This is a genomic window from Thiobacillus sp. SCN 63-57, from assembly GCF_001725555.1.
GTDB lineage: Bacteria > Pseudomonadota > Gammaproteobacteria > Burkholderiales > Thiobacillaceae > Thiobacillus.
On record NZ_MEGP01000002.1, the window covers coordinates 144,519 to 167,158 of the forward strand.

Genomic DNA, 22,640 nt, shown 5'->3' on the forward strand with positions numbered 1-22,640 from the left:
GGACCAGGACGCCCCCGCTTGTTGACTCCACCCTATCCACCCGGATTTGATGCGCAGGCAGGTACTATTACACTTCTGCCTCGCAGCGGGCCCGCGTCGCGTCGCCCCAGTACCGATGAACCGACCGTTCCACCAACGTCATTCCCGCTCCATGTCGTCCCCCGACTTCACGCCCGCCACGCCGGCCCTGCAGGATTGCATCGCGCGTTATTCCGGCGCGATTCCCACCCTGGCCGAACTCGGCAAGCGTCTTGCCGCCACCCGTGACGCCGATGCGCTGATCGACCTCTACGAACAGAGCTATCCCTTGCTGGAAAAAGCCATGTGGGCCGACGGCGCGGACTTCCACCCGCTGCTGGCGAGCTACCAGGCCCTGTTCCGCGAACAGGAGGCGCTGATCCGGCGGCGCGGCCAGCATGGCCATACCGACGATCGCCACCGCTTCATCCTCAGCATCCCGGTGGCGGATCGCCCGTCGCACCTGCGCGCCTGCCTGGAGAGCATCTACCAGGTGTGCACGCTGTTCGACTACGGCGGCCACACGTCCGGCCGATGGGACAGGATCCAGGTCGTCGTCAGCGAGGACAGCCGCGACGAAGCCAACGTCCGCCGCCATATCGAGCTGGTCGAGGCATACCGGCGGAAAGGCCTGCAGGTCGTTCACTTCGGCCTCACCGAACAGTACGACCTGCTGCACGCCCTGCCGCCGTCCACGCGCGAACGGCTGGGCACGCTGCTCACCACCCAGCCGCGCGACCGGTTCTGGCTCAAGGGCCAGGCCGCCAACCGCAACCTCAGCTACCTCAAGTGCCTGCAGCTCACCGCAGACAGGCGCAACACGCTCTACTACCTGATCGACAGCGACCAGTCGCTGTGCGTGAACCGGCAGACCGCCGCCGGCGAAGAGACGGTCTTCGCGCTGAACTACTTCCACGCCATCGACAAGATCTTTCGCACCACCGACACGCTCATGCTCACCGGCAAGATGGTGGGCGACCCGCCCGTGTCGCCGGCGGTGATGGCCGCGAATTTCCTCGATGACGTGATCGCCTTCTTCACCCGCCTGGCCACCCTGCCCGCCGACCAGGCCTGCCAGTTTCACGACCTGCCCGCGCAGCCGGTGGGCGACGCCGCCTATCACGACATGGCGAAGCTGTTCGGCTTCGACAACCAGCCGGCGACCTTTCCCTATGCCTGCCGCCTCGCCGGCGCGCACGACCACAGCGCGTGCCTCGCGGACTTTGCCCGGCGGCTCAACGCCTTCTTCTTCGGCGAGCACCTCACGCGCAAGACCGGGTTTGCCTACGGCAGCGGCTTCGCGCAGCTTGCGCCTGCGCGCACGGTCTATCCCGGCAACTACATCGTCAACTACGCCGGGCTGAAATACGTCATCCCCTTCGGCCACCTGCGCCTGCGCATGTCCGGCCCCACCGCCGGACGGCTCATCGCCGCCGAAATCGGGCAACGCTTCGCCTCCTTCAACATGCCCAACCTGCACCGCCGCACCACCGAGGCGGGCCCGGGAGACGACTTCCGCCCCGGCGTGGAACTGGGCGAGGCCAGCGTGGACGTCTCCAACGAATTCGAGCGCCAGTTCTTCGGCGACCTGATGCTGTTTTCCACCGAGGCGCTGGTCAGGCAGGCCGACGTGACCCGGCCCTTCGCCCAGGACGCGATCGACGCCGTCGTCGCGCAGAAGGAAACCGAACTGCTCGCGCTTTACCAGCAGAAACACGACGCCATCGCCGCGCGCAACCGGCAGCTGGACGACCTCGTTTTCCACGCCGGCCATTGGTGGCTGCAGGCTGCCGAGCATGCGCCCGCCCTCGCCCAGGCGCTGCGGCAGGTGCGTGCCTTCATCGACAACATCGACCGCAATTTTGGCGAGCAGGCGCTGGCCTGGCGCCAGATCCAGTCCGCCGCGCATCGCGCCGAACGCAAGCGGCAGATCGTCGAGGCCCTGATGGCCTACCGCGCCGAGCGGGGGGCTTGGGACAGCCTGTTCTGATTCGACAGGCCTGTTCTAAGAGAGGTTGAAGGACACCCTGACATGCCTGAACGTGGTTCGACAGGCCTGTCCTGAGCTGCGTCGAAGGGCTCACCACGAACGATTGCTACGGTCAGCACCTACACTCAGCACACCAACGAACTCTCCAAGGCGCCCCCACCCAGCCCGTTCGTCCTGAGCTTGTCGAAGGACTGTCCGGCGTTTCCTTATCATTTCCCGAGGCAGACGGAATCCGCCGCCCTCGAAACAATCCGCGCCCGGCATTCCCGGTAGGCCGCCTGCGCCAGGCTCAGCACCTCCTCGGGAATCACGACATCCGAATAATCCGTTCGGGTCCGGTCGATGCTCCCGCTCCGCACCCGCGCCGACGTGTCCCCCCGGCGCGGCTTACCCGTCTGGCTGAACACCTCATACCGTTCGCTCAGGGGCGAATCCAGCGCGAGCCAGCCCGTCAGCCGGGGCAACAGTTTCCCCGGCGCGCGTTGCAGCAATTCCGCGTCGAAATAGAAATAAGGCCAAGCGCTCGTCTGGCAGAAGACGTCCAGCGCCCGCACCCGATCGACGTAGTAGCGCGCCGCCTCCACCGGCGAGGCATACAGGTCCGGGTCCGGCTTCTGCCGGAACAGGTGCACGATGCTCCTGATCGTGTGCGCCGGCTCCGCCAGCGCGATCAACACCTTGAGTTCGGCCACGCCCAGCCGCCCGGGCGTCAGCACATAGTCGTTGTGCAACAGCTTGTCGAACAGGTAGCGGCTCCCCGGCTTCGGCACCTCGTCCTGCCGGAACGCCTCCAGCTGCCTGTCCAGCGCGGCGGCATCCTCATAGCTGAGATGCATTTCGTAATAGCCGTTGATCTGCGGATGCGAGCCGAGGATGTGCCCCGCCAGACTGGTGTAGGCGCGCATGTGGCTCAGCAGGAAAATTCGGGCGTAGGGGTCACGCGAAGCGCTCATCGTTTCAATTCGTTGTGGTCGGCCGGGAAGGTAGATGTCACTTTCCGGGACTGATACTTGGACACGCTGCTGTTCCATCAGCGCTTTTGCCTGCGCCTTTGTCTTCTTGGATGCATCAAGCCATGCAGCCTTCGATCCGCATGGAGGTTTCAACGGCCTTGATGACTTTCTTGTTGATAATGGCTGTGGTCTTCACGCTTCCCCCAAGAATTGATCCGCCGCTTGAACTGCTTAACTGTAGCTCGCCTCGTCCTAATCGACCCGCTCATCCCCCGAACTTCCCGAGCCGGTCTAGGATATTTAGTCCAGCAAGGATTTCGCCTAATCCGAGCATATTGCCGTCACCAACGTCAATTCAGAAGTAACTGCGTTTGATGAGTCGTGCGAGGCAAGCGGCCACGGGGAATAAGACCATTCTGGCGCAGCCAGCCTAGCCATTTACGCAGAAGGACAGGTGTAAATCGCCCCTTCTTCTCGTGCCAGTTCTCTCGCACTTCGCGAACGATTTCATCGTCACTTGGCTCATGGCCGTCGATCAGAAAATCATTCCAAGCTGCAAACAGGGTGGCGATGATCTCCGCCTCTTCCGTCGTCCTGTCCGAGAACAAGGCGAGCAGCCGGTCGAATTCCTTGCGCTGGTCGGCGGTAAATGCACGTTCTGCTTGTGCGGACTGTTCCGCAAGCGCCCGGCCGGGCCGGTATTCGATCTTTTTCTTGCCACCGGCAGTCGTACTATCGACGACCTTGAACCATGCTTCCCGCTCGCCCTGTTCTTCAAAGCGATAAAACCAGGAATCGAACGGGCCGGCAGCCTCACGCATAGGCTTGAGTCCAAGCTCCAGGCCCACATGCGCCTGCGCCAGATAAAGCACTTTCATCGCGGCGGTTCGGCCGAAGTAGCGCTTGCCTTGCATCTTGCTGATGGCGTAGCAGCCGACTGCAGCGCGGTAACTGGCAAGGTCGATGATCTCGACGGTCGGATTCAGCAACTCATGAATGACGGCATCGAGCAGTGTGGTGCTCTTTGCCTTGGCTTCGGAAAGTTGAGTTTCCAACCAGTCCACCAAAGCCATGAGTAGATCGACCTTGGCGACGATGCGGCGTTGTTCGGCTAGGGGTGGAACCGGGACAGGAATGTACTTACACTTCGTCACCGATATGTTGTCCTGCCCTGCAGTTCCGATGAGTTGGATATTCTGAAGAAACGACCCCTCTTTCAGGAACGTGTAAAGGTATGGCGAAAACTCTGAGAATATCGGACGGAAGAATGAAATAGCTTGGTTACAGTTCCACTCGGAAAAGCTATCAGGAACAATTGCAACCTTCCCCAGCGGAGGGCCGACAATGTTCATGATCACATCGCCGGGAAGCAGCCTTGAACGCTTCATCTTCTCTTCGTGATGACTCACGGCGATGAATTGACGCTTGTGGTCAAAATCCACGGTCTGATTGCGAATGTTGTAAACCTTCAGATACGGGATGCCTTCAGACGCATGGAAAACGCTTTGGTCTGGCGTTGATCCCGAGGAAATGGGTCGACAAAGATCGCCCGCGCGAAGCCAAGTCCAGCTGTCAGGAATCGGAAACACTTCTTCGTCCGAAATCGGATCCAAAGGTGCTTCCGGTTTGATTTCCTTGGTCTGAACCAGACGACGTTTTTCCGTTGCAACGCGAGCGATAAGTTCTGTCGCCAATTCATCGTTTGGGTCTTGCGGAACGAGCTTGCCCTGCACCGCGAGGGTGAGGATGGTTTTGCGGAGGTCGGCGGGGGTGATGGGGTAGGACTTGTGAAAAAGACAGTCGAGGTTGGCCGGGGTAGGGGCCTCGGCGAAGCGGGAAAGCGACGCGCGGGCGAGCGCGGCGTGGCAAGTGTCGCGTTCCTGCTGCTGCGCCTCCAGCCGATCACACAAGGCCATCAACTCATCCATCTTTGCCACGATCCGCCTTTGCTCGGCGCTCGGGGGAACCGGAATGTAGCCGCTATAGAATTTTTCGTCATTGATTGCCGGATAAGCCATGCCTTTCATACCGTCTTGAACGTAAGCGGTGAACGGTGCACTCCTAAGCCAGTGGAAGAGAAACCGGTTATTGATCCCCAAGAAGGGATGCAGAATCCCGAAAGCCGTACTGGCAATGGGTTCGTGCTCAAAATCATGCTCGACGATGGCGATGTTCAGCAGATACGGACGAACTGTCGAGTAAATGACTGTGCCCTTCGCCACCTGTTTTCTTGCTCGTGACGGCGCTTCATTCGGCTCCAAGGTCTCGACGCGTTCACTGACACGACCCTTATCCGAATCAATGCTACCTACATCGATATAAGTAAAACGGCGATCTGGCACCTTCTGACCTAGTTCGTAACCCACATCTGAAAGTCGTGCCCATCGCCAGGCCGCCGGAATATCAAATGGCTGCTCATCTATTAAGACAGGTGCAGATTTCCGGGCTTTGATCTTGCGTGCGGCAACAAGCGCTGCTCTTTCAGCACGTATTTCTTGCATGAGATCGCTGGCAGAACCCTCGCGCTCGCGTTGCTCGACCAACTTGCCAGTTACAGCCAACTGCAACACCAACTCGCGCATCTTCGCCACTGCATTCGGCGCATCCGCAAACAGCTCGAATTTCTCGAAAAACGTCTCCAGCTTCATGCGTCGGTTCCGGCGCGGCTGCTCAGGGCGTGGTGCAGTTCATTTTTCAGTGCGGCGCGGGTTTCCGCGATCTGCGCCAGCAGCTTCTCATATTCCGGCAGCAGGTGATCGACGTCGCCGGGACCTTCGTCGCTGCGGTGCGGGTTCTTCAGGTCCAGGTTGTAGTTGCCGGCCTTGATGGTCTCGATAGGCACGCGCCAGGCCTGTTCGTTTTCCACCCGGCCGGCGAAGCCCTTCGATTCATCGCCCCACCAGGCGCGCTCCGGCTCGAATTCCTCGATGCGGATCGGTTTGCCCTTGTTGTAGGACTTGGCGCCGGCCGGATAGGGGTGCTCGTAGTACCAGACCTCGGTGGTGGGCTGGCCCTTGGTGAAGAACAGCAGGTTGGTGCGGATGCCGGTGTAGGGGTTGAACACGCCGTTGGGCAGCCGCACGATGGTGTGCAGGTTGCACTCGGTGAGCAGGGCTTCCTTGATGCGGGTTTTGACGCCTTCGCCGAACAGCGTGCCGTCGGGCAGCACCAGGCCGGCGCGGCCGCCCGGCTTGAGCAGTTTCATGATCAGCACGAGGAACAGGTCGGCGGTTTCGCGCGTACGGAACTCGGACGGGAAGTTGGCCTCGATGCCGTCTTCCTCCATGCCACCAAAGGGCGGGTTGGTGACGATGACATCCACGCGTTCCTTGGGCGACCAGTCGCGCAACGGCCGGGCCAGGGTGTTGTCGTGGCGCACGTTGGACGGCACGTCGATGCCGTGCAGCAGCAGGTTGGTCATGCACAGCACGTGCGGCAGGTGCTTTTTCTCGATGCCGTGGAAGCAGTCCTGGATGAACTGCTCGTCGGCCTCGGTTTTGGCCTGTTTGCGCAGATGTTCGATAGCACAGGTGAGGAAGCCGCCGGTGCCGCAGGCGGGATCGAGAATGGTTTCGCGCTTTTTCAGGCTGGGGTTCACCTGCTCGACGATGAACTGGGTGACGGCGCGCGGGGTGTAGAACTCGCCCGCGTTGCCGGCGGACTGCAGGTCCTTGAGAATCTTTTCGTAGATGTCGCCGAACATGTGGCGGTCATCGGACGCATTGAAGTCGATGCCGTTGATTTTGTTGATCACCTGCCGCATCAGGGTGCCGTTCTTCATGTAGTTGTTGGCATCGTCGAACGCGGTGCGCACCAGCACGGCAATCTTGTCGGCGCCGCCGGGCAGCGTCTTCAGCTTGGGCAGCAGCGTATCGTTGACAAAGGCGAGCAAGGGTTCGCCGGTGATGCCCTCCTCGTCCGCGGCCCAGTTGCACCAGCGCAGGTGCTGGGGCAGCGGCGACTTGTAGTGATCGCGCAGGAGTTCCAGTTCCTTTTCGCGGTCGTCGAAAATCTTCAGGAAAAACATCCAGCCGAGTTGCTCCAGGCGCTGGGCGTCGCCGTAGGTGCCGGCGTCCTTGCGCATGATGTCCTGAATGGATTTGACGATGTTTGAAACGTTGGGCATGGCTTATCTGGTTTTCTTGCTAGGGGCTGGCAACAACTGTGCGGCGTTGCCAGCAGTGAGAACATGCATCTGCCGGATGGCGATGGCGTTGAGTTTGGTGAGGCGTTCGCCCTGGGGCAAGGCCATGTGAATGAATTCGGCGTTCATGGCTTCGATGTTGGCGAGGACGAGCAACTGCTCGATGCTGGCGTATTCGCGCATGTTGCCTTCGAGCTTGGGGTTGGCATCGCGCCACTGTTTGGCGGTCTGGCCGAACAGCGCCACGTTGAGCAGATCGGCCTCGGTGGCGTAGGTGATGGCGGCCTGGGCCGGGGTCACGGCGGCGGGAATGAGGTTGGCCTTGATGGCATCGGTGTGGATGCGGTAGTTGAGCTTGGACAGGGTGCGGTTGAGGTTCCAGGACAGCGAAAGGCGGCGGTTCTCGTCGTCCTTCAGGCGCTGGAATTCCTTGATCAAGTAGATCTTGAATTCGGGGCTGATCCACATGCCGAATTCAAAGGCGATGTCCTTGTGGGCGTAGGTGCCGCCGTATCGTCCCGTGCTGGCCTTCAAGCCGATGGCCCCGGTTTTCTCCGTCCACTCCTTTACGCTGAGCTTGTAGCTGTTGAGGCCCGCCTGGCTTTTAATTATGGCGAATTCGCCGTAATTAAAAACGGGGTTGTGGACCGACTCCCAAATGCCGAGGAATTCGACGGTGTTGCGGTTTCTGAGCCAGTCGGAAATGAAAAAGTCCCCGTCCTTGGCTTTGAGCATGTCGGTCAGGGAAATGAAATCCCCTTCCTGACTGCTGAGAACGGTCACGTCCGTTCCCCGGACGTCGATGGTGGTTTTCTTGGGCTTGGTCATGGTCAGGCCGCCTTCCAGTAAAGCTCGGTTTCCAGTTCCCGTATCGCGGCAAGATAGCGCTGCTTGCCGCCGAAGAGCTTGACGATTTCGACCGGTGTGCCGAAGGCTGTCAGCGGGTCGACCTTGAGGATGTCGAGCGACTCGACGCTCTTGATGCCGCCGTCGGCGTATTTCTCCAACAGCGCATCGAGCACGGCGCGGGTCCGGTCGCCGTATTTGGCAAAGACATGGCGTTTTTTAACCTGTGCGGCCCGCTCGCGCCGGGTCAGGGGCGGCTGATCGAAGGCGACGTGGCAGACGAGGTCGAAGGCGTCGTAGTCGCGGCCGACCTGTTCGGCGAGTTCATCGAGAAAAACGCCGTGGGTGGCCAGCTCGTCGATGATGGCCTGCTTGCGGTCGGCATCGTTCCAGGCGTTGAGGAAGGCTTTGAGCGAGGCGTAGGCCTTGCGTACCGTGTTGCGGGTGTAATCCTTGAGCGATTCGGTAATGAGCTTGCCCTGCTCGTCCAGGTACTGGACGCGCTCGGTGGCGACGCGGACTTCGACGTCGTCGACGTAGTATTTTCTGGGGGGTTCGCCCGTGACGGGCGGTTCGATGGGATCGGCGGGCTCGTAGATCACCTCGCCCGTCTCGTCTTCGGTGCCCGGTACTTCGTCAGGCGGGACCGGCGGCTCGCCGGGGCCGGGTTCGTAAATCTGCACCGGCTCGCCATCGAAGGCCGGGTCCGCGAACAACGCGGTGGCCCGCTTGAAATCCATGATGGTGAAGAAGAACTTGTTGTAATCCTCGTTGATGCGCGTGCCGCGGCCGATGATCTGCTTGAACTCGGTCATGGAGTTGATGCGCTTGTCGAGCACGATGAGATGGCAGGTCTGGGCGTCGACACCGGTGGACATCAGTTGCGAGGTGGTGGCGATGACCGGAAAGGTGGATTCGGGGTCGATGAAGTTGTCGAGCTGGGCCTTGCCTTCATCGTTGTCGCCAGTGATGCGCATGACGTAGCGCTTGTTGGCGGCGGCGAGGTCGGCATTGGCGTTGACCAGGGCCTGACGCATGCGCTCGGCGTGATCGATGTTCTCGCAGAAGACGATGGTCTTGGCGAAGCGGTCGGTGGCCTTGAGAAATTCGGTGACCTTGGCGGCGACGACCTGGGTACGTTTTTCCAGGATCAGGTTACGGTCAAAGTCGGTTTCGTTGTATTCGCGGTCTTCGATTTCACGGCCGTACTTGTCGATTTTTCCCTTCTCCGGCCGCCAGCCGTCCAGGTCCTTGTCGAGGCCGATGCGCACCACTTTATAGGGCGCGAGAAAGCCGTCGGAGATGCCCTGCCGAAGGGAATAGGTGTAGATCGGGTCGCCGAAATAATGGATGTTGGAGACTTCCTTCGTCTCTTTTGGCGTGGCGGTGAGGCCAATCTGGGTGGCCGATGAGAAATACGTCAGCACATCGTGCCAGGCCGCGTCCTCTGCCGCGCTGCCCCGGTGACACTCGTCGACGATGATGAGGTCGAAGAAGTCGGGCGAGAACTGCTTGTAGATGTTGCGCTCTTCCTCGGTCCCGGTAACGGCCTGGTACAGAGACAGATAAATCTCGAAGGACTTGTCGACCGAGCGGTTGGTGATTTTGGTCATCGCCTGCCCAAAGGGTTTGAAGTCGTTGGTCTTGGTCTGGTCAGCCAGGATGTTGCGATCGACGAGGAAGAGGATGCGTTTTTTGGCGCCCGATTTCCAGAGTCGCCAGATGATCTGGAAAGCGGTGTAGGTCTTACCGGTTCCGGTCGCCATAACCAGCAGGAGCCGATCCTCGCCACGCGCAATGGCATCGACCGTGCGGTTGATGGCGTTGAGCTGGTAGTAGCGCGGCATCTTGCCGGAACCGTCGTCGTAGTAATCCTGGATGGCGATGGTTTCCTGTTCGAGGCTGTAGCCTTTGGCCTGACGGTAACGTGCCCAAAGTTCCTCAGGCGTGGGGAACTGATCGAGCGGGATTTCGCGTTCGACGACGCCGTTGGCACCTGTACGGTCGTGCTCCAGAAAGGCGTCGCCATTGCAGCTATAGGCAAACGGCACATCGAGAATCTCGGCGTATTCCAGTGCCTGCTGCATCCCGGCGCCAACGCTGTGATTGTTGTCCTTTGCCTCGACTACCGCGATGGGAATGTTCGGCTTGTAATACAGGAGGTAGTCGGCCTTTTTGGCTTCGCCGCGCTTCACTGTTTTGCCGCGAACGATAACGCGGCCCTTGGTGAAGTAGATTTCCTCACGAAGCTGAGTCATCACGTCCCATTTCTCACCGTTGTCGCCGACGATGGCGGGCGTGATGAATTTGGTGCGGATGTCTGTTTCGGTGAGGTCTTTTTTATTCATGTGGCCAACCTATCAGGCATGCGACGTGGCAGCGGCGGTCGCAGACGTGCCAGCCGGCCACCTCCAGCAGCCTGTCGATATTCCCCCTCGCTTGTTGTTCCGGCTGTGGAGCCAAGACACCCCCTGTGTTTGTTATGAGGGGGATTTTCGCATAGCTCGGTGGTTAATCGCGTTACCGATGGCTGGATCAACCCAACGGACCCGGCGGCTGCCATATCCCATCCCAAGCCGCCTGCGCCGACATCCTCACCCGCTCCGGCAGCGTCATCTTCCGCTGGTAGCTCACCTGCAGCACCCTGCCCCGCTGGCAGGCGCGGCGGATGACGTCGTCGCTGGTGGCGAGTTCGTCGACCAGGCCCAGCTCCAGCGCCTGGCTGCCAAGCCAGGCTTCGCCGGTGCCGACCTTGTCCATGTCGAGCTGGCGGCGCTCGTGCACGAAGTCGCGGAAGCGCGCGTGGATTGCCTCCAGTTCCTCGCGCAGTTTGGCGCGGCCAGCTTCGGTGTTTTCGCCGAACACGGTGACGGTGCGCTTGTATTGGCCGGCGGTGAACTGTTCCCAGTCGATGTCGCGCGCCTGCAGCCAGCGGTGGAAGTTGGGAATCTGCGCGACGACGCCGATGGAGCCGACCAGCGCAAATGGCGAGGCGACGATCTTGTCGGCAGCGGCGGCCATGAGGTAGCCGCCGCTGGCGGCGACGCTGTCGACCATGGCGGTGAGCGGCAGTTTGGCGTCGCGCAGCCGCAGCAGCTGGGCGGCGGCGAGGCCGTAGCGGTTGACCATGCCGCCGGGGCTTTCCAGCCGCAGCAGCACGGCGTCGCCGGGCTGGGCCACCTGCAGGATGGCGCTGATTTCCTCGCGCAGCGCCGCCACGGCCGAGGCGCGGATGTCGCCCTTGAAGTCGATGAGGTAGGTACAGGGCCCGGCTTCGGCCTGCTGCCGCCGCGCCTTGCGTTCGGCCTTGCGCTGCTTGAGCAGCGTCTTGTGCGCCTTCTTCGGCAGGCGCAGGGCGTCGAGGGCGTCGCCGGCGGCTTCGAGCTGGCGGTTGACGTCGCTCACCTCGACATGGCCGGCATGCCTGGCCTTGCGGCGCGACAGCAGGACCAGCCCGGCGGCGATGGCGAGGATCACCCCCACAACGGTGACGGCTTCGGCGAGAAACAGGGCGTAGTGCGAGGCGAAACTGTTCATCTTGAGAGGCCCCCCCGGCGGGAATGGGAGGCGGCCGGGATGAGGCTGGGCGGGATGTTCATGGGGGGCTGCTCGTTCGTGCGTTGTCGGGAAAAATCAGTGTAGCAATGGAATTGCACGAAAGCGCATCGATAGACTACGCGCTGGCTGGTCTGCTGAGAGGGCGGGACATTCTCTTGCATGGGATTGGCGGACGCTTCGCCTTTCCGGCGATTGTTCGACTGGAGCAGCGCAAGGTCGTTTTGGCTGCTCGCAATGACGGGACACCAGCAGCGTTCGCGACGCCAAACCCTTTCCGTTTCCCCCGGCTTCGCCAACCTGCTCTAATACCGAAAAATCAATAAAGGAACACCGGGAGCGGAGCCGGCTATCTGCACAAGGGGGAAGCATGGATACGAATACGGATACGCCCGGCGACGCGTTTTCCAGGGTGTTGCGCGACGAGATCGCGCAGTTGCGGCCGCAGGCGAACGATCCGCAGCAAAGCGCCGAGGCGTGCGCGGATCGGGCGCAGCTGGTGGGGCTGGCCTTTTCCGGCGGGGGAATCCGCAGCGCGACGTTTTGCCTGGGGGTGATCCAGGCGCTGGCGCGGCTGCGGCTGTTGCGCGCGTTCGACTATCTGTCGACGGTGTCGGGTGGCGGCTATATCGGGGCCTGGCTGTCGACGCTGATTTTTCGCAGCCGTAAGCCGGGGCAGTCGGTGGCGGATGCACTGGCGGCGGTGGAGCTCGAACTGGCCGGCGAATCGCGGCCCTGGTGCGCGGCGGGCACGATCGCGTCGGATTGCCCGCCGGAGCATCCGTCGCTGCGCTTTCTGCGCCGCTACAGCAATTACCTCACGCCCAGGCTGGGGCTGTTCTCGGGCGATTCGCTGGCGGCGATCTCGACCTATCTGCGCAATCTGCTGCTGAACCAATTGGTCCTGGTGGCCTTCTTCGGCGCGGTGTTGACACTGCCGTATGGATTGCTGAACGGGAGCCGCTGGCTGGCCAATCCGCTGGGGTTCGCGCTGGCCACGCCGCTGGCCGACACCGGGCTGCCCGTGCTGTTCGGGATGGCGATCGGGCCGCTGCTGGTGGCGATCGGCGCCTGCGCGATGAGCCTGATGCGCTTCAACAAGGGCGACCGGTTCAATTCGACCGGGCCGGGCTTCATCATCGGCCTGATCGTGGTGCCGTCGCTGGTCTCGGCGTGGCTGTTCGCGCTGGCGCTGCAGGCGCATGCCCCGGCCGCCGACTATTCGCTGCAGGACTGGGTGAAGTGGACGATGCTGGGGTATCTGGCGCCCTGGCTGGTGGTGTTCTGGGTCAAGAGCGGCGGCAGCAATATCGCGCTGACCGCGCTGAACAAGCTGATGGCGCTGTGGGCGGCGCGCAACGATTCCGCGCGTCTGCGCGAGGCACTGGAGGATCTGTTCGAGTGGGGCGCGGGGCTGGCCCGTTTCGCCTGGCAGTTGCCGTGGACGCTGCTGGCGGGCGCGCTGGGCGGGGTGCTGTTCTACAGCCTGCGCCGGGGCGCTGCGGATCTGCCCGAGGTGGGCGGCGTGGCCTATGCGACCACGTTCGGCACGCCGCTGGTGCTGCTGAGCTTTTCGACGGTGGTAACGCTGCACATCGGGATGATGAAGCGGCTGTACACGGACCAGAATCGCGAATGGTGGGCGCGCCTGGGCGGCTTCATCCTGCTGGCGGCGCTGGCCTGGCTGGGCCTGTTTGCAGTCACGCTGTATGCCGCGCCACTGGTGAAATGGCTGGCGGGGCTGGCGCTGGCGGGCGGCCTAGCCTGGGCGGCCACCAGCATCGGCGGGGTGTTGCTGGGCAAGAGTTCGCTCACCGGAAGCCGCAGCAAGTCCGGCAACGGCAAGGCCGTGTTGAACAAGATCGTAGTGGCCGCGCCGTATGTGTTCATTGTCGGTCTGGCGATCGGACTGTCGAGCGTGCTGAACGCGGTGCTGGCCAGCCCCGAGCGGCTGTGCGACGCCTGCGTGCCGATCGCGGCGGCAGGGCCGTTCGGACCCATCCTGCATGCGTCGCTGCTCAATCTCGGCCGGGTGGACATGGGCAATGTGCTGTGGGTGGGCGGCGTCTGCGCGGCGGTGTTCGGCCTGCTGGGCTGGCGGATCGACATCAACCTGTTCTCGCTCAACGGCTTCTACCGCAACCGCCTGACGCGCTGTTATCTGGGCGCCACACGCGTGGGGCAAACGCTGCCGACCAAGATCGTGCGCAAGCCCCATCCGTTCACCGGCTTCGATCCCGGCGACGACCTGCCGCTGTCAGTGCTGGGCAACCAGCGGCCCTTCCCCATCGTGAATGCGGCGATGAACCTGAACGGCGGCGAGGACCTGGCCTGGCAGACGCGCCGGGCCGCCGCCTTCGCCTTCACGCCCTTCCACACCGGGTTCGAGTTCTGGGATTCGGAAGGCGACCGCATCGGCGCCTATCGCCTCACCGAGGAATACGCGGCCAACCAGTTTTCCTTTTTCAATCCGCCCGGCGGCATCCTGCTGGGCAATGTGATCGCCACCTCGGGCGCGGCGGCCAATCCCAACATGGGTTACCACACGTCGGCGGCGCTGTCGGCGCTGCTGAGCGTGTTCAACGTCCGCCTGGGACGCTGGTGCGGCAATCCGCGCCATCCCAAGGCCTGGCGCAAGGCGAGTCCGCGTTTCGGTGGCCAGGCGCTGCTCAAGGAAGTGTTCGGCATGCTGGACAGCTGCGCCAGTTTCCTCAACGTGTCGGACGGCGGACACTTCGAAAACCTGGGCATCTACGAACTGGTGCGCCGGCGCTGCCACGTCGTGGTGGCGGTGGACGCCGGCTGCGACCCGGACTACCAGTTCGAGGACCTGGCCAACGCCATCCGCAAATGCTCAGCGGATTTCGGGGTGGGAATCGAGATCGACCTGGCGGCGCTGCGGCCGCCCAAGGGCAAGCGCAAGCACTGCCCGGCGCATTTCGCGGTCGGCTGCATCCGCTATCCGAACGGCGCGCAGCCGGGCATCCTGATCTACATCAAGGCTTCGCAGAGCGGCGACGAATCAAGCGACGTGCGCGAATATGCCGACTGCCACCGCAGCTTTCCCCACGAGTCGACGAGCGACCAGTTCTTCGACGAGAACCAGTTCGAGAGCTACCGCAAGCTGGGCCGGCATGTCGGGCTCAAGGTCTTCGCGCCGCTGTTCTCGCCCCTGATCAACACCTCGGCCCACGACATGACGCCGGAACAGATTCGCGACGCGCTGCCCGAGCGGCTGCCCGACCATCCGGACCTGCAGGCGCGTCAGCGCATGTAGGCGTAGCCTTCCTGCTGCAGCCGGACGATCTCGGCGTCGCCCATCGGCACCATGGAGACGAAGCCGTGGATGTCCTTGGGCTTGAAGCCCTGGCTCTGGGCGGCGAGCTTGCACATCCTGAATTCGATGATGCCGCCCACGGAGAGGCTTTGCGCGCGATCCATCAGCGCCTTGTATTTGGCGTAGTTCTTGATCGCGAAGAACGGGATGACGTTGCCGTGCAGGACGATGACGATCTTGTTGTCGAAGGGATCGGCGCCGTTGAGCACGCTCAGGTAGCTGGTGCGGTCGAGTACGCTGGTCAGCCCTTCCACCGAGCCGGTGGTGGTATCGAAGACGACCTTTTGTTTTTCATAGTGGATGTCCAGATCCTTGGCGCTGCCCCAGGGGGCATTGCTGTCGGCGAGGACAGGCAGGCTGAAGGCGAGTGCGGCGATGACGAGGATGCGTTTGAGCATGAGGGTCTCCGGGTGGGATGAGGATGGGTGCCTGCAAGCTTGGTCCGGGATGCGACCGATTCCTTACAGGGGATGCGGGATCGGTTGCGCGCCGCCGTCATAGCAGCTGGGCGACTTCAAACACGGCATCGATGGTTCGGCCGTTCCAGTTGTATTCCAGATAGGCGGCGTGCTGGCAGTTTTTGACGATGGCCGTGCGCAAGGCCGCCAGGCATTCACCGCCCGGGTGGCGTACCGAGGGATACAGGATGCCGTGCGCCCCGTCGGCCCGCAGCTGCCGCCCGATGCCCTGGGCATGGCCATAGTCGTCGGGATCGACGATGCCGGGATCGGCCCGGCTGGCCTTGCGCAGGTCGACCGCCCGGCCTTGGGCGTCCACGCTGTAGAGCCGCATCTGCAGCCGCATGGACGGTTCCTGGGTGGCCGCCAGGAAGCGCGCCGAATGATGGCGGGTTTCGGCGATGGCGGTGTCGCGCGCGCGGGCGCAATAGAAGACGCCGTAACTGCCATCGCTGAAGCGGCTGCCCTGCGGGTTGAGATGGGTGAAGGCCGCCATGATGCAGGTGCTGCCGGGGCCGAACAGGCGTTCATCAGGCGGAACCAGGCTGATCTCGCCGACCTCGTCGCGGATGCGGTCGTTGGTCATGGCTTCCAGCGCGTAGAGGGCGTCGAAATCCTCGGGACTCGCCACGCGCTCGAACAGGCCGACGGATGGAAAGCGGCTGGGAATCACCCGCCACGCCGGGGTCCACGTCAGGCGTGTGGTCGGGTAGCTCAAGCCCAGCCGCCCCTAGGCCCAACCACCACGGCGGGCATCCAGGTACTGGCGCACCGCGACCAGGTCGGCGACGTTGCCGCCCAGCATGCGGTCGAGCGCGCTCCTGCCGCCGAAGAGCGGCGCGCTGTTGGGCTTCTTCACCCAGGCGTCGGCCGCCGCCACGGCTGGCAGCAGGATCTGCAGCGCCTTGTAGATGCCCAGCAGGTAGGACAGGCGCTCGAGGGTGTCGCGCTTGAGGTCGGCCGCCTCGGGTGCGGACTTCCACTTGAAGAAGGTCGAACGGCCGGGTGCACCCAGCAGCACCATCTGCTCGTCGGTGCTCAAGCCCCAATCGCGCGCGATGTTGAAGAAGGCGCGCAGGCCAGCGGCTGACAGGTCGCGGCTGCTGGGTTTGGGTGGGGCCTGGCGGGCGGTTGCCGGGTGTTGCATCTCTGTCTCGCGTCAGTATCTTTCTGAACTCACGATACAAGACTAGTCCATAAATGGACTATTGGCAATCACGGGCAGCCGGTACGGGACAGGGCTTAGTCTTTCCCTGCCTCTTCGTCCAGCTTCCTCAAATGCGCCAGCTTCTCGGCAATCTTGCCTTCGAGCCCGCGCGGAGTGGGCCGATACCAGGTCTGTTCTTCGATATCGTCGGGGAAGTAGCGTTCGCCGGCGGCATAGGCTTCGGGCTCGTCGTGGGCGTAGCGGTAGGCGCGGCCGTAGCCGAGTTCCTTCATCAGCTTGGTGGGCGCATTGCGCAGGTGGATGGGGACGTCGTTGGAAGGGTTGGACTGCACGAAGGCGCGCGCGGCGTTGTAGGCGACGTAGACGGCGTTGCTCTTGGGCGCGCAGGCCATGTAGAGGCAGGCTTCGGCCAGCGCGAGCTCGCCCTCGGGCGAGCCCAGCCGCTCGTAGGTTTCGACGGCATCGAGCGCCAGCCGCAAGGCGCGCGGGTCGGCCAGGCCGATATCCTCGCTCGCCATGCGGATCAGTCGCCGGCCGAGGTAGCGCGGGTCGGCACCGCCGTCGAGCATGCGCACGAACCAGTAGAGCGAGGCGTCGGGATCGCTGCCGCGCACGCTTTTGTGCAGCGCGGAAATCTGGTCGTAGAAATTCTCGCCGCCCTTGTCGAAGCGGCGCAGCGATTGGGCGAGCGCGTTTTCGACGAAAGCCGCGTCGACTTCCTTCACTTGGGCGGTGCGCGCGGCGGTGTCGAGCTGTTCCAGCAGGTTCAACAGCTTGCGGGCGTCGCCATCGGCGTAGGCGGCCAGCAGCGTGTCGACACCCTCGCCCAGCTTCAGATCGGGCAGTTCGGTCAGCGCGCGCCGCATCAGCTGGCCGAGTTCGTCGGGCGTGAGCGATTTCAGCACGTAGACCTGGGCGCGCGACAACAGCGCGCCGACGACTTCGAACGAGGGGTTTTCGGTGGTGGCGCCGATGAAGGTGAAGAGTCCGGATTCCACGTGCGGCAGGAAGGCGTCCTGCTGCGACTTGTTGAAGCGGTGGACTTCGTCGACGAACAGGATGGTGGTACGGCCGAGGGTCTGGTTCATGCGCGCGCGCTCGACCGCTTCGCGGATGTCCTTGACGCCCGACAATACGGCCGAGATCGCGATGAAGTCGGCGCCGAAGGCTTGCGCGGTCAGCCGCGCCAGCGTGGTCTTGCCGACGCCCGGCGGTCCCCACAGGATCATCGAATGCAGCTTGCCGGAATCGAAGGCGAGCCGCAGCGGCTTGCCGGGGCCCAATAAGTGCGTTTGCCCGACGACGTCGCAGGCGCTCAGCCAGCGGCGCGTGGGGGTCGTCGCGCGCAGGTTCGGGCGTGTCGGCCTGGAAAAGGTCTTGGGTGGACATTCGGGAATTGTAACGGGGTGAGCGGGCGAAACCAGCCACCATTCGGGCTGCTAGTGCGCGTGTCGAACGATCGACGCCCCTACCTCTTGGTTACATGCCCTTCGACAGGCTCAGGGCGAACGGGCTTAAAAACGTATGCTTTGAGTCACCCACACGCTTAACCACCGTTCGGGCTGAGCCTTTCGAAGCCTGTCCCGAGCCCTTCGACGTTGCTCAGGAGAGCCTTGCCGAAGCGGCCCTGCCCTGCCCCGACCACTCACTCCCCAATGACATCCGCCCCCTTCGGTGGCGTGAACTTGAAACGCGACGGCGCGATGGACGGATTGCGTACGAAGTGCGTCAGCTTGAGCGTGGTGTGCTGACCGAACTGGTCGAACAGTTCCATCTGCACCAGGGCGTCGCCCTTGAAACCCATGCGGATTCGCTCGAAGGTGGTGTCGCGGTTCTTGGGGGTGGCGTCCAGCCATTCCAGGCCGTCGCTCTCACCCGCGTTTTTCAGGCTGAAATATTTCTCGATGGCGTTGTCCCCGGCCAGCAGGGCGGCGGGCGTGCCGGCGATGACGTCGCCGAGCGGCTTGACGGTGACCTGGTCGAGGTCGATGTCGTACAGCCAGAGTTTGGCGCCGTCGCCGACGATCACCTGCTCGTAGGGCGCGTTGTAGTCCCAGCGGAACTTGCCAGGCCGGGCAAACGCCATCTGGCCGCTGGCCTGCTGGGTGATGCGGCCGTTCTTGTCGGAGACGGTCTGGACGAAATCGGCCTGGGCGGTCCTGGCGCCGGCAATGAAGGCTTTCAGGCGGTCGACGCCGCCGGCATGGGCTGCGCTGGCGACCAGCGCAAACAGCAGAAACAATAAACGCATGAAGGCTCCAAAAGAAAGTGCGCCACAAGGGCGCACTTTGCATGACTCTGCAGGATGACGAAAGTTTATTTCGTCTTGCAGGTTTTGATGCCAAACGGCAGGTAGGCCGGGCAAAATCCGAAGATGGCGGTCAACAGGACGACAAAGCCCACGATGCCCGCTGGAACCATCCAGTTCTCGGCGCCCGGCAAATTCGACATCGCATACCCAATGAGCGCGATCCCGACCACTGCGCGGACAATACGATCAACTCCACCGACGTTTTTTGCCATGCTTCCTCCTTTTGATTAAGTGAACGTGTGCGATTGCTCGCCCTGCCATGCCAAATAGACATGGAACTGACACGCAGGGCGAAGCTTAACGTAATTCACCCGATCAGCGGCACGATCAGCAACGCAACGATGTTGATGATCTTGATCAGCGGGTTGACGGCCGGACCGGCGGTGTCCTTGTAGGGATCGCCCACGGTGTCGCCGGTGACGGCGGCCTTGTGTGCCTCCGACCCTTTACCGCCAAAATTGCCTTCCTCGATGTACTTCTTGGCGTTGTCCCATGCACCGCCGCCGGTGGTCATGGAAATCGCCACGAAGATGCCGGTGATGATGGTGCCGAGCAGTACGCCGCCGAGCGCCTTAGGCCCGAGGATCAGGCCGACCAGCACCGGAACCAGCACCGGCAGCAGCGACGGCACGATCATTTCCTTGATCGCCGCCTTGGTCAGCATGTCGACCGCACGCGAATAATCGGGCTTGGCCGTGCCCGCCATGATGCCGGGGATTTCCTTGAACTGGCGGCGCACTTCGACCACCACCGAACCAGCTGCGCGGCCAACCGCTTCCATGCCCATCGCACAGAACCGATAGGGCACCATGCCGCCGATGAAGAGGCCGATGATGACCATGTGGTCGGACAGGTCGAACAGCGTGACGCCGCCGGTCTTGGCTTGCAACGCATGGGTGTAGTCGGCGAACAGCACCAGGGCGGCGAGACCGGCGGAGCCGATGGCGTAGCCCTTGGTGACGGCCTTGGTGGTGTTGCCCACGGCGTCGAGCGGATCGGTGATGTTGCGGATGCTCTCCGGCAAGCCGGCCATTTCGGCGATGCCGCCGGCGTTATCGGTGACCGGGCCGTAGGCGTCGAGCGCGACGATGATGCCGGTCATCGACAGCATGGCGGTCGCGGCGATGGCGATGCCGTACAGGCCAGCCAGCGCATAGGCGCCATAGATCGCCAGGCACACGGCCAGCACCGGTGCTGCGGTGGACTTCATCGACACGCCGAGACCGGCGATGATGTTGGTGCCGTGGCCGGTGGTCGAGGCCTGCGCGATGTGACGTACCGGCGCGTATTCGGTCGCGGTGTAGTACTCGGTGATGACGACCATCGCGGCGGTGAGTGCGAGGCCGATCAACGCGGCGTAATACAGGTTCATCGATGCGATCACCGAGCCGTCGTTCATCTGCAGGCCGTCGCCGATCAGCATCTGCGTCACCGGATAGAAGGCGATCAGCGAGAGTCCGCCCGCCACCGCGAGGCCACGATACAGTGCGTTCATGATCTTGCCGCCCTCACGCGCGGTGACGAAGAACGAACCGACGATGGAGGCGATGATCGACACCGCGCCCAGCGCCAGCGGATAGATCACCGCACCGCTGCCGGCCTGGCTCGCCATCAGCACGCCCAGCAGCATGGTGGCGATCAGGGTCACCGCATAGGTCTCGAACAGGTCGGCTGCCATGCCGGCGCAGTCGCCGACGTTGTCGCCGACGTTGTCGGCAATCACCGCCGGGTTGCGCGGATCGTCCTCGGGAATGCCGGCTTCGACCTTGCCCACCAGGTCGGCGCCGACGTCCGCGCCCTTGGTGAAGATGCCGCCGCCGAGACGCGCGAAGATGGAGATCAGCGAGCCGCCGAAGCCGAGGCCGACCAGCGAGTGGATCGCGCCTTCAGACGTCGCGCCCATCGCGGTCAGCACGGCGTAGTAGCCGGCCACGCCCAACAGGCCCAGCCCGACCACCAGCATGCCGGTGATGGCACCGCCCTTGAACGCGACGTTGAGCGCCGCATTGAGGCCGTGCGAAGCCGCTTCGGCGGTACGGACGTTGGCACGCACCGACACGTTCATGCCGATGAAGCCCGCCGCGCCCGAGAGCACCGCGCCGATCAGGAAACCGATCGCGGTGTGCGCCCCGAGTGCCAGCCACAGTGCGACGAACAGCACCGCGCCGACCATGGCAATGGTGGTGTATTGACGGTTGAGGTACGCTTGCGCGCCCTGCTGTACCGCCAACGCGATTTCCTGCATGCGTGCATTCCCGGCCGGCTTTTTCAGAATCCAGCCGATCGATATCACGCCATATACCAAAGCCAGCACTGCGCTGGCCAAGATCCACATCAACTGCGTCTCCATCACAACTCCTTTATCGTTTTACTACGCACCAAAACAAAACGGCAGCTTGCGCTGCCGTCGACCTATTTACCCATTGCCAGCCCACCCTCGAACCGTGTACCGGGCTCGAACCCGAAGATCCGGTCAAGCTCAAGGTCCCGGATGAGCTGATCGACCGCCTCCTGCCCATGCTCACGCTGCACCTCGGACAAGATCAGCTTGGCCGAATTGCCGTTGTAGAAGCCGCCGAAATCGGCCTGTACCTTGAGCAGTTGTTTTGCGCGGTCGAGTGTCATGTTTGTGGGTGAGGGGTTAGGCATGAGGCGCATACCGCAGCAATGCTGGCTTTGCTCCTCACCTCTCCCTCCTCACCGCCTATCAGAGTTTGAACGTGGGCAGCTTCTTCGCCACCGCAATGTTCTTCAGCGTCACATACACCGGCAGGCCATCCTTGTATTTCGGATAGTCCTCGCCCTGGATCAGCGGCGTCAGATAGCGCTTGCACTTGGGCGTGATACCGAAGCCATCCTTGGTGATGAAGTCGCGCGGCATGAACTTCTCGACGTTGGCGACCTTGGACAGCGGCGCCATGCCGATCTTGTACTTGTAGGGGCTGTCGGACAGGCGGTCGACCGTCGGCATCACCGAGTTGTGGCCCTTGACCGCGAGTTCGACCGCCTTCTTGCCGAGTTCGTAGGCCTGCTTGACGTCAGTCTTCGAGGCGATGTGGCGCGCAGCGCGCTGCAGGTAGTCGGCGACGGCCCAGTGGAACTTGTGGCCGAGCGCGTCCTTGATCATGTTGGCGACCACCGGGGCGGCGCCGCCCAGCTGGGCATGGCCGAAGGCGTCACGCGTGCCCTGCTCGGCGAGGAACTTGCCGTCCGGGTAGTGGCAGCCTTCGGACACCACCACGGTGCAGTAGCCGTGCTCCTTCACCAGCTTGTCGACGCGGGCGAGGAATTTCTTCTGGTCGAATTCGATCTCGGGGAACAGGATCACGACCGGAATGCCGTGGTCCTCGACCAGGCCACCGGCGGCGGCAATCCAGCCGGCGTGGCGGCCCATGACTTCAATCACGAACACCTTGGTCGAGGTCTTGGCCATCGAGCGCACGTCGTAGCTGGCTTCCAACGTGGACACGGCGATGTACTTGGCGACCGAGCCGAAGCCGGGGCAGCAGTCGGTGATCGGCAGGTCGTTGTCGACGGTCTTCGGCACATGGATCGCCTGGATCGGGTAGCCCATCGCCTCGGACAGCTGGCTGACCTTGAAGCAGGTGTCGGCCGAATCGCCGCCGCCGTTGTAGAAGAAGTAGCCGATGTTGTGCGCCTTGAACACCTCGATCAGGCGCTCGTATTCGCGCTTGTTGGCTTCCAGCGACTTGAGCTTGAAGCGGCAGGAGCCGAACGCGCCCGACGGCGTGGTGCGCAGCGCGGCGATCGCGGTGGCGGATTCCTTGGTGGTGTCGATCAGGTCTTCGGTCAGCGCGCCGATGATGCCGTTGCGGCCGGCGTAGACCTTGCCGATCTTG

At 62.9% G+C, this 22,640-nt stretch carries 16 protein-coding genes and 1 pseudogene; 2 read left to right on the forward strand and 15 right to left on the reverse strand.

Going from position 1 to position 22,640, the window contains the following annotated elements; genetic code table 11:
- Nucleotides 1–151: 151 nt before the first annotated feature.
- Nucleotides 152–2,008 carry a hypothetical protein gene (locus ABT23_RS01280; protein WP_296630018.1) on the forward strand — a complete coding sequence of 619 codons (1,857 nt, stop codon included), beginning with the start codon at nucleotides 152–154 and terminating at the stop codon, nucleotides 2,006–2,008.
- Nucleotides 2,009–2,217: 209 nt separating this feature from the next.
- Here the strand turns inward: ABT23_RS01280 and ABT23_RS01285 are convergent, their stop codons facing one another.
- From ABT23_RS01285 to sohB, 6 genes are all read right to left on the reverse strand, one after another.
- Nucleotides 2,218–2,961 (reverse strand): hypothetical protein, encoded by a 744-nt coding sequence (locus ABT23_RS01285; RefSeq protein ID WP_296630021.1) that lies wholly within the window; start codon nucleotides 2,959–2,961, stop codon nucleotides 2,218–2,220.
- Nucleotides 2,962–3,311: 350 nt separating this feature from the next.
- Nucleotides 3,312–5,609 (reverse strand): restriction endonuclease subunit S, encoded by a 2,298-nt coding sequence (locus ABT23_RS01290; RefSeq protein ID WP_296630024.1) that lies wholly within the window; start codon nucleotides 5,607–5,609, stop codon nucleotides 3,312–3,314.
- Complete coding sequence (locus ABT23_RS01295; RefSeq protein ID WP_296630026.1) at nucleotides 5,606–7,087, reverse strand: class I SAM-dependent DNA methyltransferase; 1,482 nt, start codon at nucleotides 7,085–7,087, stop codon at nucleotides 5,606–5,608. The genes ABT23_RS01290 and ABT23_RS01295 overlap by 4 nt, the downstream gene beginning before the upstream one ends.
- A gap of 3 nt (nucleotides 7,088–7,090) precedes the next feature.
- Nucleotides 7,091–7,933: a KilA-N domain-containing protein gene (locus tag ABT23_RS01300; protein WP_296630029.1), complete on the reverse strand. Its 843-nt coding sequence runs from the start codon at nucleotides 7,931–7,933 to the stop codon at nucleotides 7,091–7,093.
- A 2-nt stretch (nucleotides 7,934–7,935) separates the two neighbouring features.
- A complete protein-coding gene (gene hsdR, locus ABT23_RS01305; RefSeq protein WP_296630032.1) occupies nucleotides 7,936–10,299 on the reverse strand; it encodes an EcoAI/FtnUII family type I restriction enzme subunit R in 2,364 nt (787 codons plus the stop codon).
- A 187-nt stretch (nucleotides 10,300–10,486) separates the two neighbouring features.
- Nucleotides 10,487–11,488: a protease SohB gene (sohB, locus tag ABT23_RS01310; RefSeq protein WP_296630035.1), complete on the reverse strand. Its 1,002-nt coding sequence runs from the start codon at nucleotides 11,486–11,488 to the stop codon at nucleotides 10,487–10,489.
- Nucleotides 11,489–11,876: 388 nt separating this feature from the next.
- Here sohB and ABT23_RS01315 point away from each other — a divergent pair, with 388 nt between their 5' ends.
- Complete coding sequence (locus tag ABT23_RS01315) at nucleotides 11,877–14,783, forward strand: patatin-like phospholipase family protein (protein WP_296630038.1); 2,907 nt, start codon at nucleotides 11,877–11,879, stop codon at nucleotides 14,781–14,783.
- On the opposite strand, the gene ABT23_RS01320 is transcribed toward ABT23_RS01315, so the two are convergent.
- The 9 genes and pseudogenes from ABT23_RS01320 to ABT23_RS01360 form a co-directional block, all read right to left on the reverse strand.
- A complete protein-coding gene (locus tag ABT23_RS01320) occupies nucleotides 14,771–15,241 on the reverse strand; it encodes a DsrE family protein (protein ID WP_296630041.1) in 471 nt (156 codons plus the stop codon). The two genes, ABT23_RS01315 and ABT23_RS01320, sit on opposite strands and share 13 nt — an antisense overlap.
- A gap of 97 nt (nucleotides 15,242–15,338) precedes the next feature.
- Nucleotides 15,339–16,019, reverse strand: coding sequence for an RES family NAD+ phosphorylase (locus tag ABT23_RS01325; RefSeq protein WP_296630043.1), 681 nt, complete (start codon nucleotides 16,017–16,019; stop codon nucleotides 15,339–15,341).
- Nucleotides 16,020–16,031: 12 nt separating this feature from the next.
- Nucleotides 16,032–16,448: an MbcA/ParS/Xre antitoxin family protein gene (locus ABT23_RS01330; RefSeq protein WP_296630046.1), complete on the reverse strand. Its 417-nt coding sequence runs from the start codon at nucleotides 16,446–16,448 to the stop codon at nucleotides 16,032–16,034.
- Nucleotides 16,449–16,543: 95 nt separating this feature from the next.
- Nucleotides 16,544–17,858 (reverse strand): annotated as a pseudogene (locus ABT23_RS01335) (replication-associated recombination protein A).
- A gap of 256 nt (nucleotides 17,859–18,114) precedes the next feature.
- Nucleotides 18,115–18,720: an outer membrane lipoprotein chaperone LolA gene (lolA, locus tag ABT23_RS01340; RefSeq protein ID WP_296630050.1), complete on the reverse strand. Its 606-nt coding sequence runs from the start codon at nucleotides 18,718–18,720 to the stop codon at nucleotides 18,115–18,117.
- A 65-nt stretch (nucleotides 18,721–18,785) separates the two neighbouring features.
- Nucleotides 18,786–18,992, reverse strand: a complete 207-nt coding sequence (locus ABT23_RS01345; RefSeq protein WP_296630055.1) for a DUF2892 domain-containing protein — start codon at nucleotides 18,990–18,992, stop codon at nucleotides 18,786–18,788.
- Nucleotides 18,993–19,087: 95 nt separating this feature from the next.
- Nucleotides 19,088–21,130 carry a sodium-translocating pyrophosphatase gene (locus ABT23_RS01350; protein WP_296630057.1) on the reverse strand — a complete coding sequence of 681 codons (2,043 nt, stop codon included), beginning with the start codon at nucleotides 21,128–21,130 and terminating at the stop codon, nucleotides 19,088–19,090.
- A gap of 62 nt (nucleotides 21,131–21,192) precedes the next feature.
- Complete coding sequence (locus ABT23_RS01355; RefSeq protein WP_296630060.1) at nucleotides 21,193–21,405, reverse strand: hypothetical protein; 213 nt, start codon at nucleotides 21,403–21,405, stop codon at nucleotides 21,193–21,195.
- An 82-nt stretch (nucleotides 21,406–21,487) separates the two neighbouring features.
- On the reverse strand, nucleotides 21,488–22,640 hold a 1,153-nt coding region (locus ABT23_RS01360; RefSeq protein ID WP_296630063.1), incomplete at its 5' end, for a 6-phosphofructokinase.

Excerpts from the sequence above, each read along its gene's own strand:
- ABT23_RS01350 (WP_296630057.1), bottom strand. The coding sequence starts at position 21,130 with ATGGAGACGCAGTTGATGTGGATCTTGGCCAGCGCAGTGCTGGCTTTG.
- lolA (WP_296630050.1), bottom strand. The coding sequence starts at position 18,720 with ATGCGTTTATTGTTTCTGCTGTTTGCGCTGGTCGCCAGCGCAGCCCAT.
- ABT23_RS01290 (WP_296630024.1), bottom strand. The coding sequence starts at position 5,609 with ATGAAGCTGGAGACGTTTTTCGAGAAATTCGAGCTGTTTGCGGATGCG.
- ABT23_RS01320 (WP_296630041.1), bottom strand. The coding sequence starts at position 15,241 with ATGCTCAAACGCATCCTCGTCATCGCCGCACTCGCCTTCAGCCTGCCT.
- ABT23_RS01300 (WP_296630029.1), bottom strand. The coding sequence starts at position 7,933 with ATGACCAAGCCCAAGAAAACCACCATCGACGTCCGGGGAACGGACGTG.
- ABT23_RS01295 (WP_296630026.1), bottom strand. The coding sequence starts at position 7,087 with ATGCCCAACGTTTCAAACATCGTCAAATCCATTCAGGACATCATGCGC.
- ABT23_RS01315 (WP_296630038.1), top strand. The coding sequence starts at position 11,877 with ATGGATACGAATACGGATACGCCCGGCGACGCGTTTTCCAGGGTGTTG.
- sohB (WP_296630035.1), bottom strand. The coding sequence starts at position 11,488 with ATGAACAGTTTCGCCTCGCACTACGCCCTGTTTCTCGCCGAAGCCGTC.
- ABT23_RS01355 (WP_296630060.1), bottom strand. The coding sequence starts at position 21,405 with ATGACACTCGACCGCGCAAAACAACTGCTCAAGGTACAGGCCGATTTC.
- hsdR (WP_296630032.1), bottom strand. The coding sequence starts at position 10,299 with ATGAATAAAAAAGACCTCACCGAAACAGACATCCGCACCAAATTCATC.
- ABT23_RS01285 (WP_296630021.1), bottom strand. The coding sequence starts at position 2,961 with ATGAGCGCTTCGCGTGACCCCTACGCCCGAATTTTCCTGCTGAGCCAC.
- ABT23_RS01330 (WP_296630046.1), bottom strand. The coding sequence starts at position 16,448 with ATGCAACACCCGGCAACCGCCCGCCAGGCCCCACCCAAACCCAGCAGC.
- ABT23_RS01280 (WP_296630018.1), top strand. The coding sequence starts at position 152 with ATGTCGTCCCCCGACTTCACGCCCGCCACGCCGGCCCTGCAGGATTGC.
- ABT23_RS01345 (WP_296630055.1), bottom strand. The coding sequence starts at position 18,992 with ATGGCAAAAAACGTCGGTGGAGTTGATCGTATTGTCCGCGCAGTGGTC.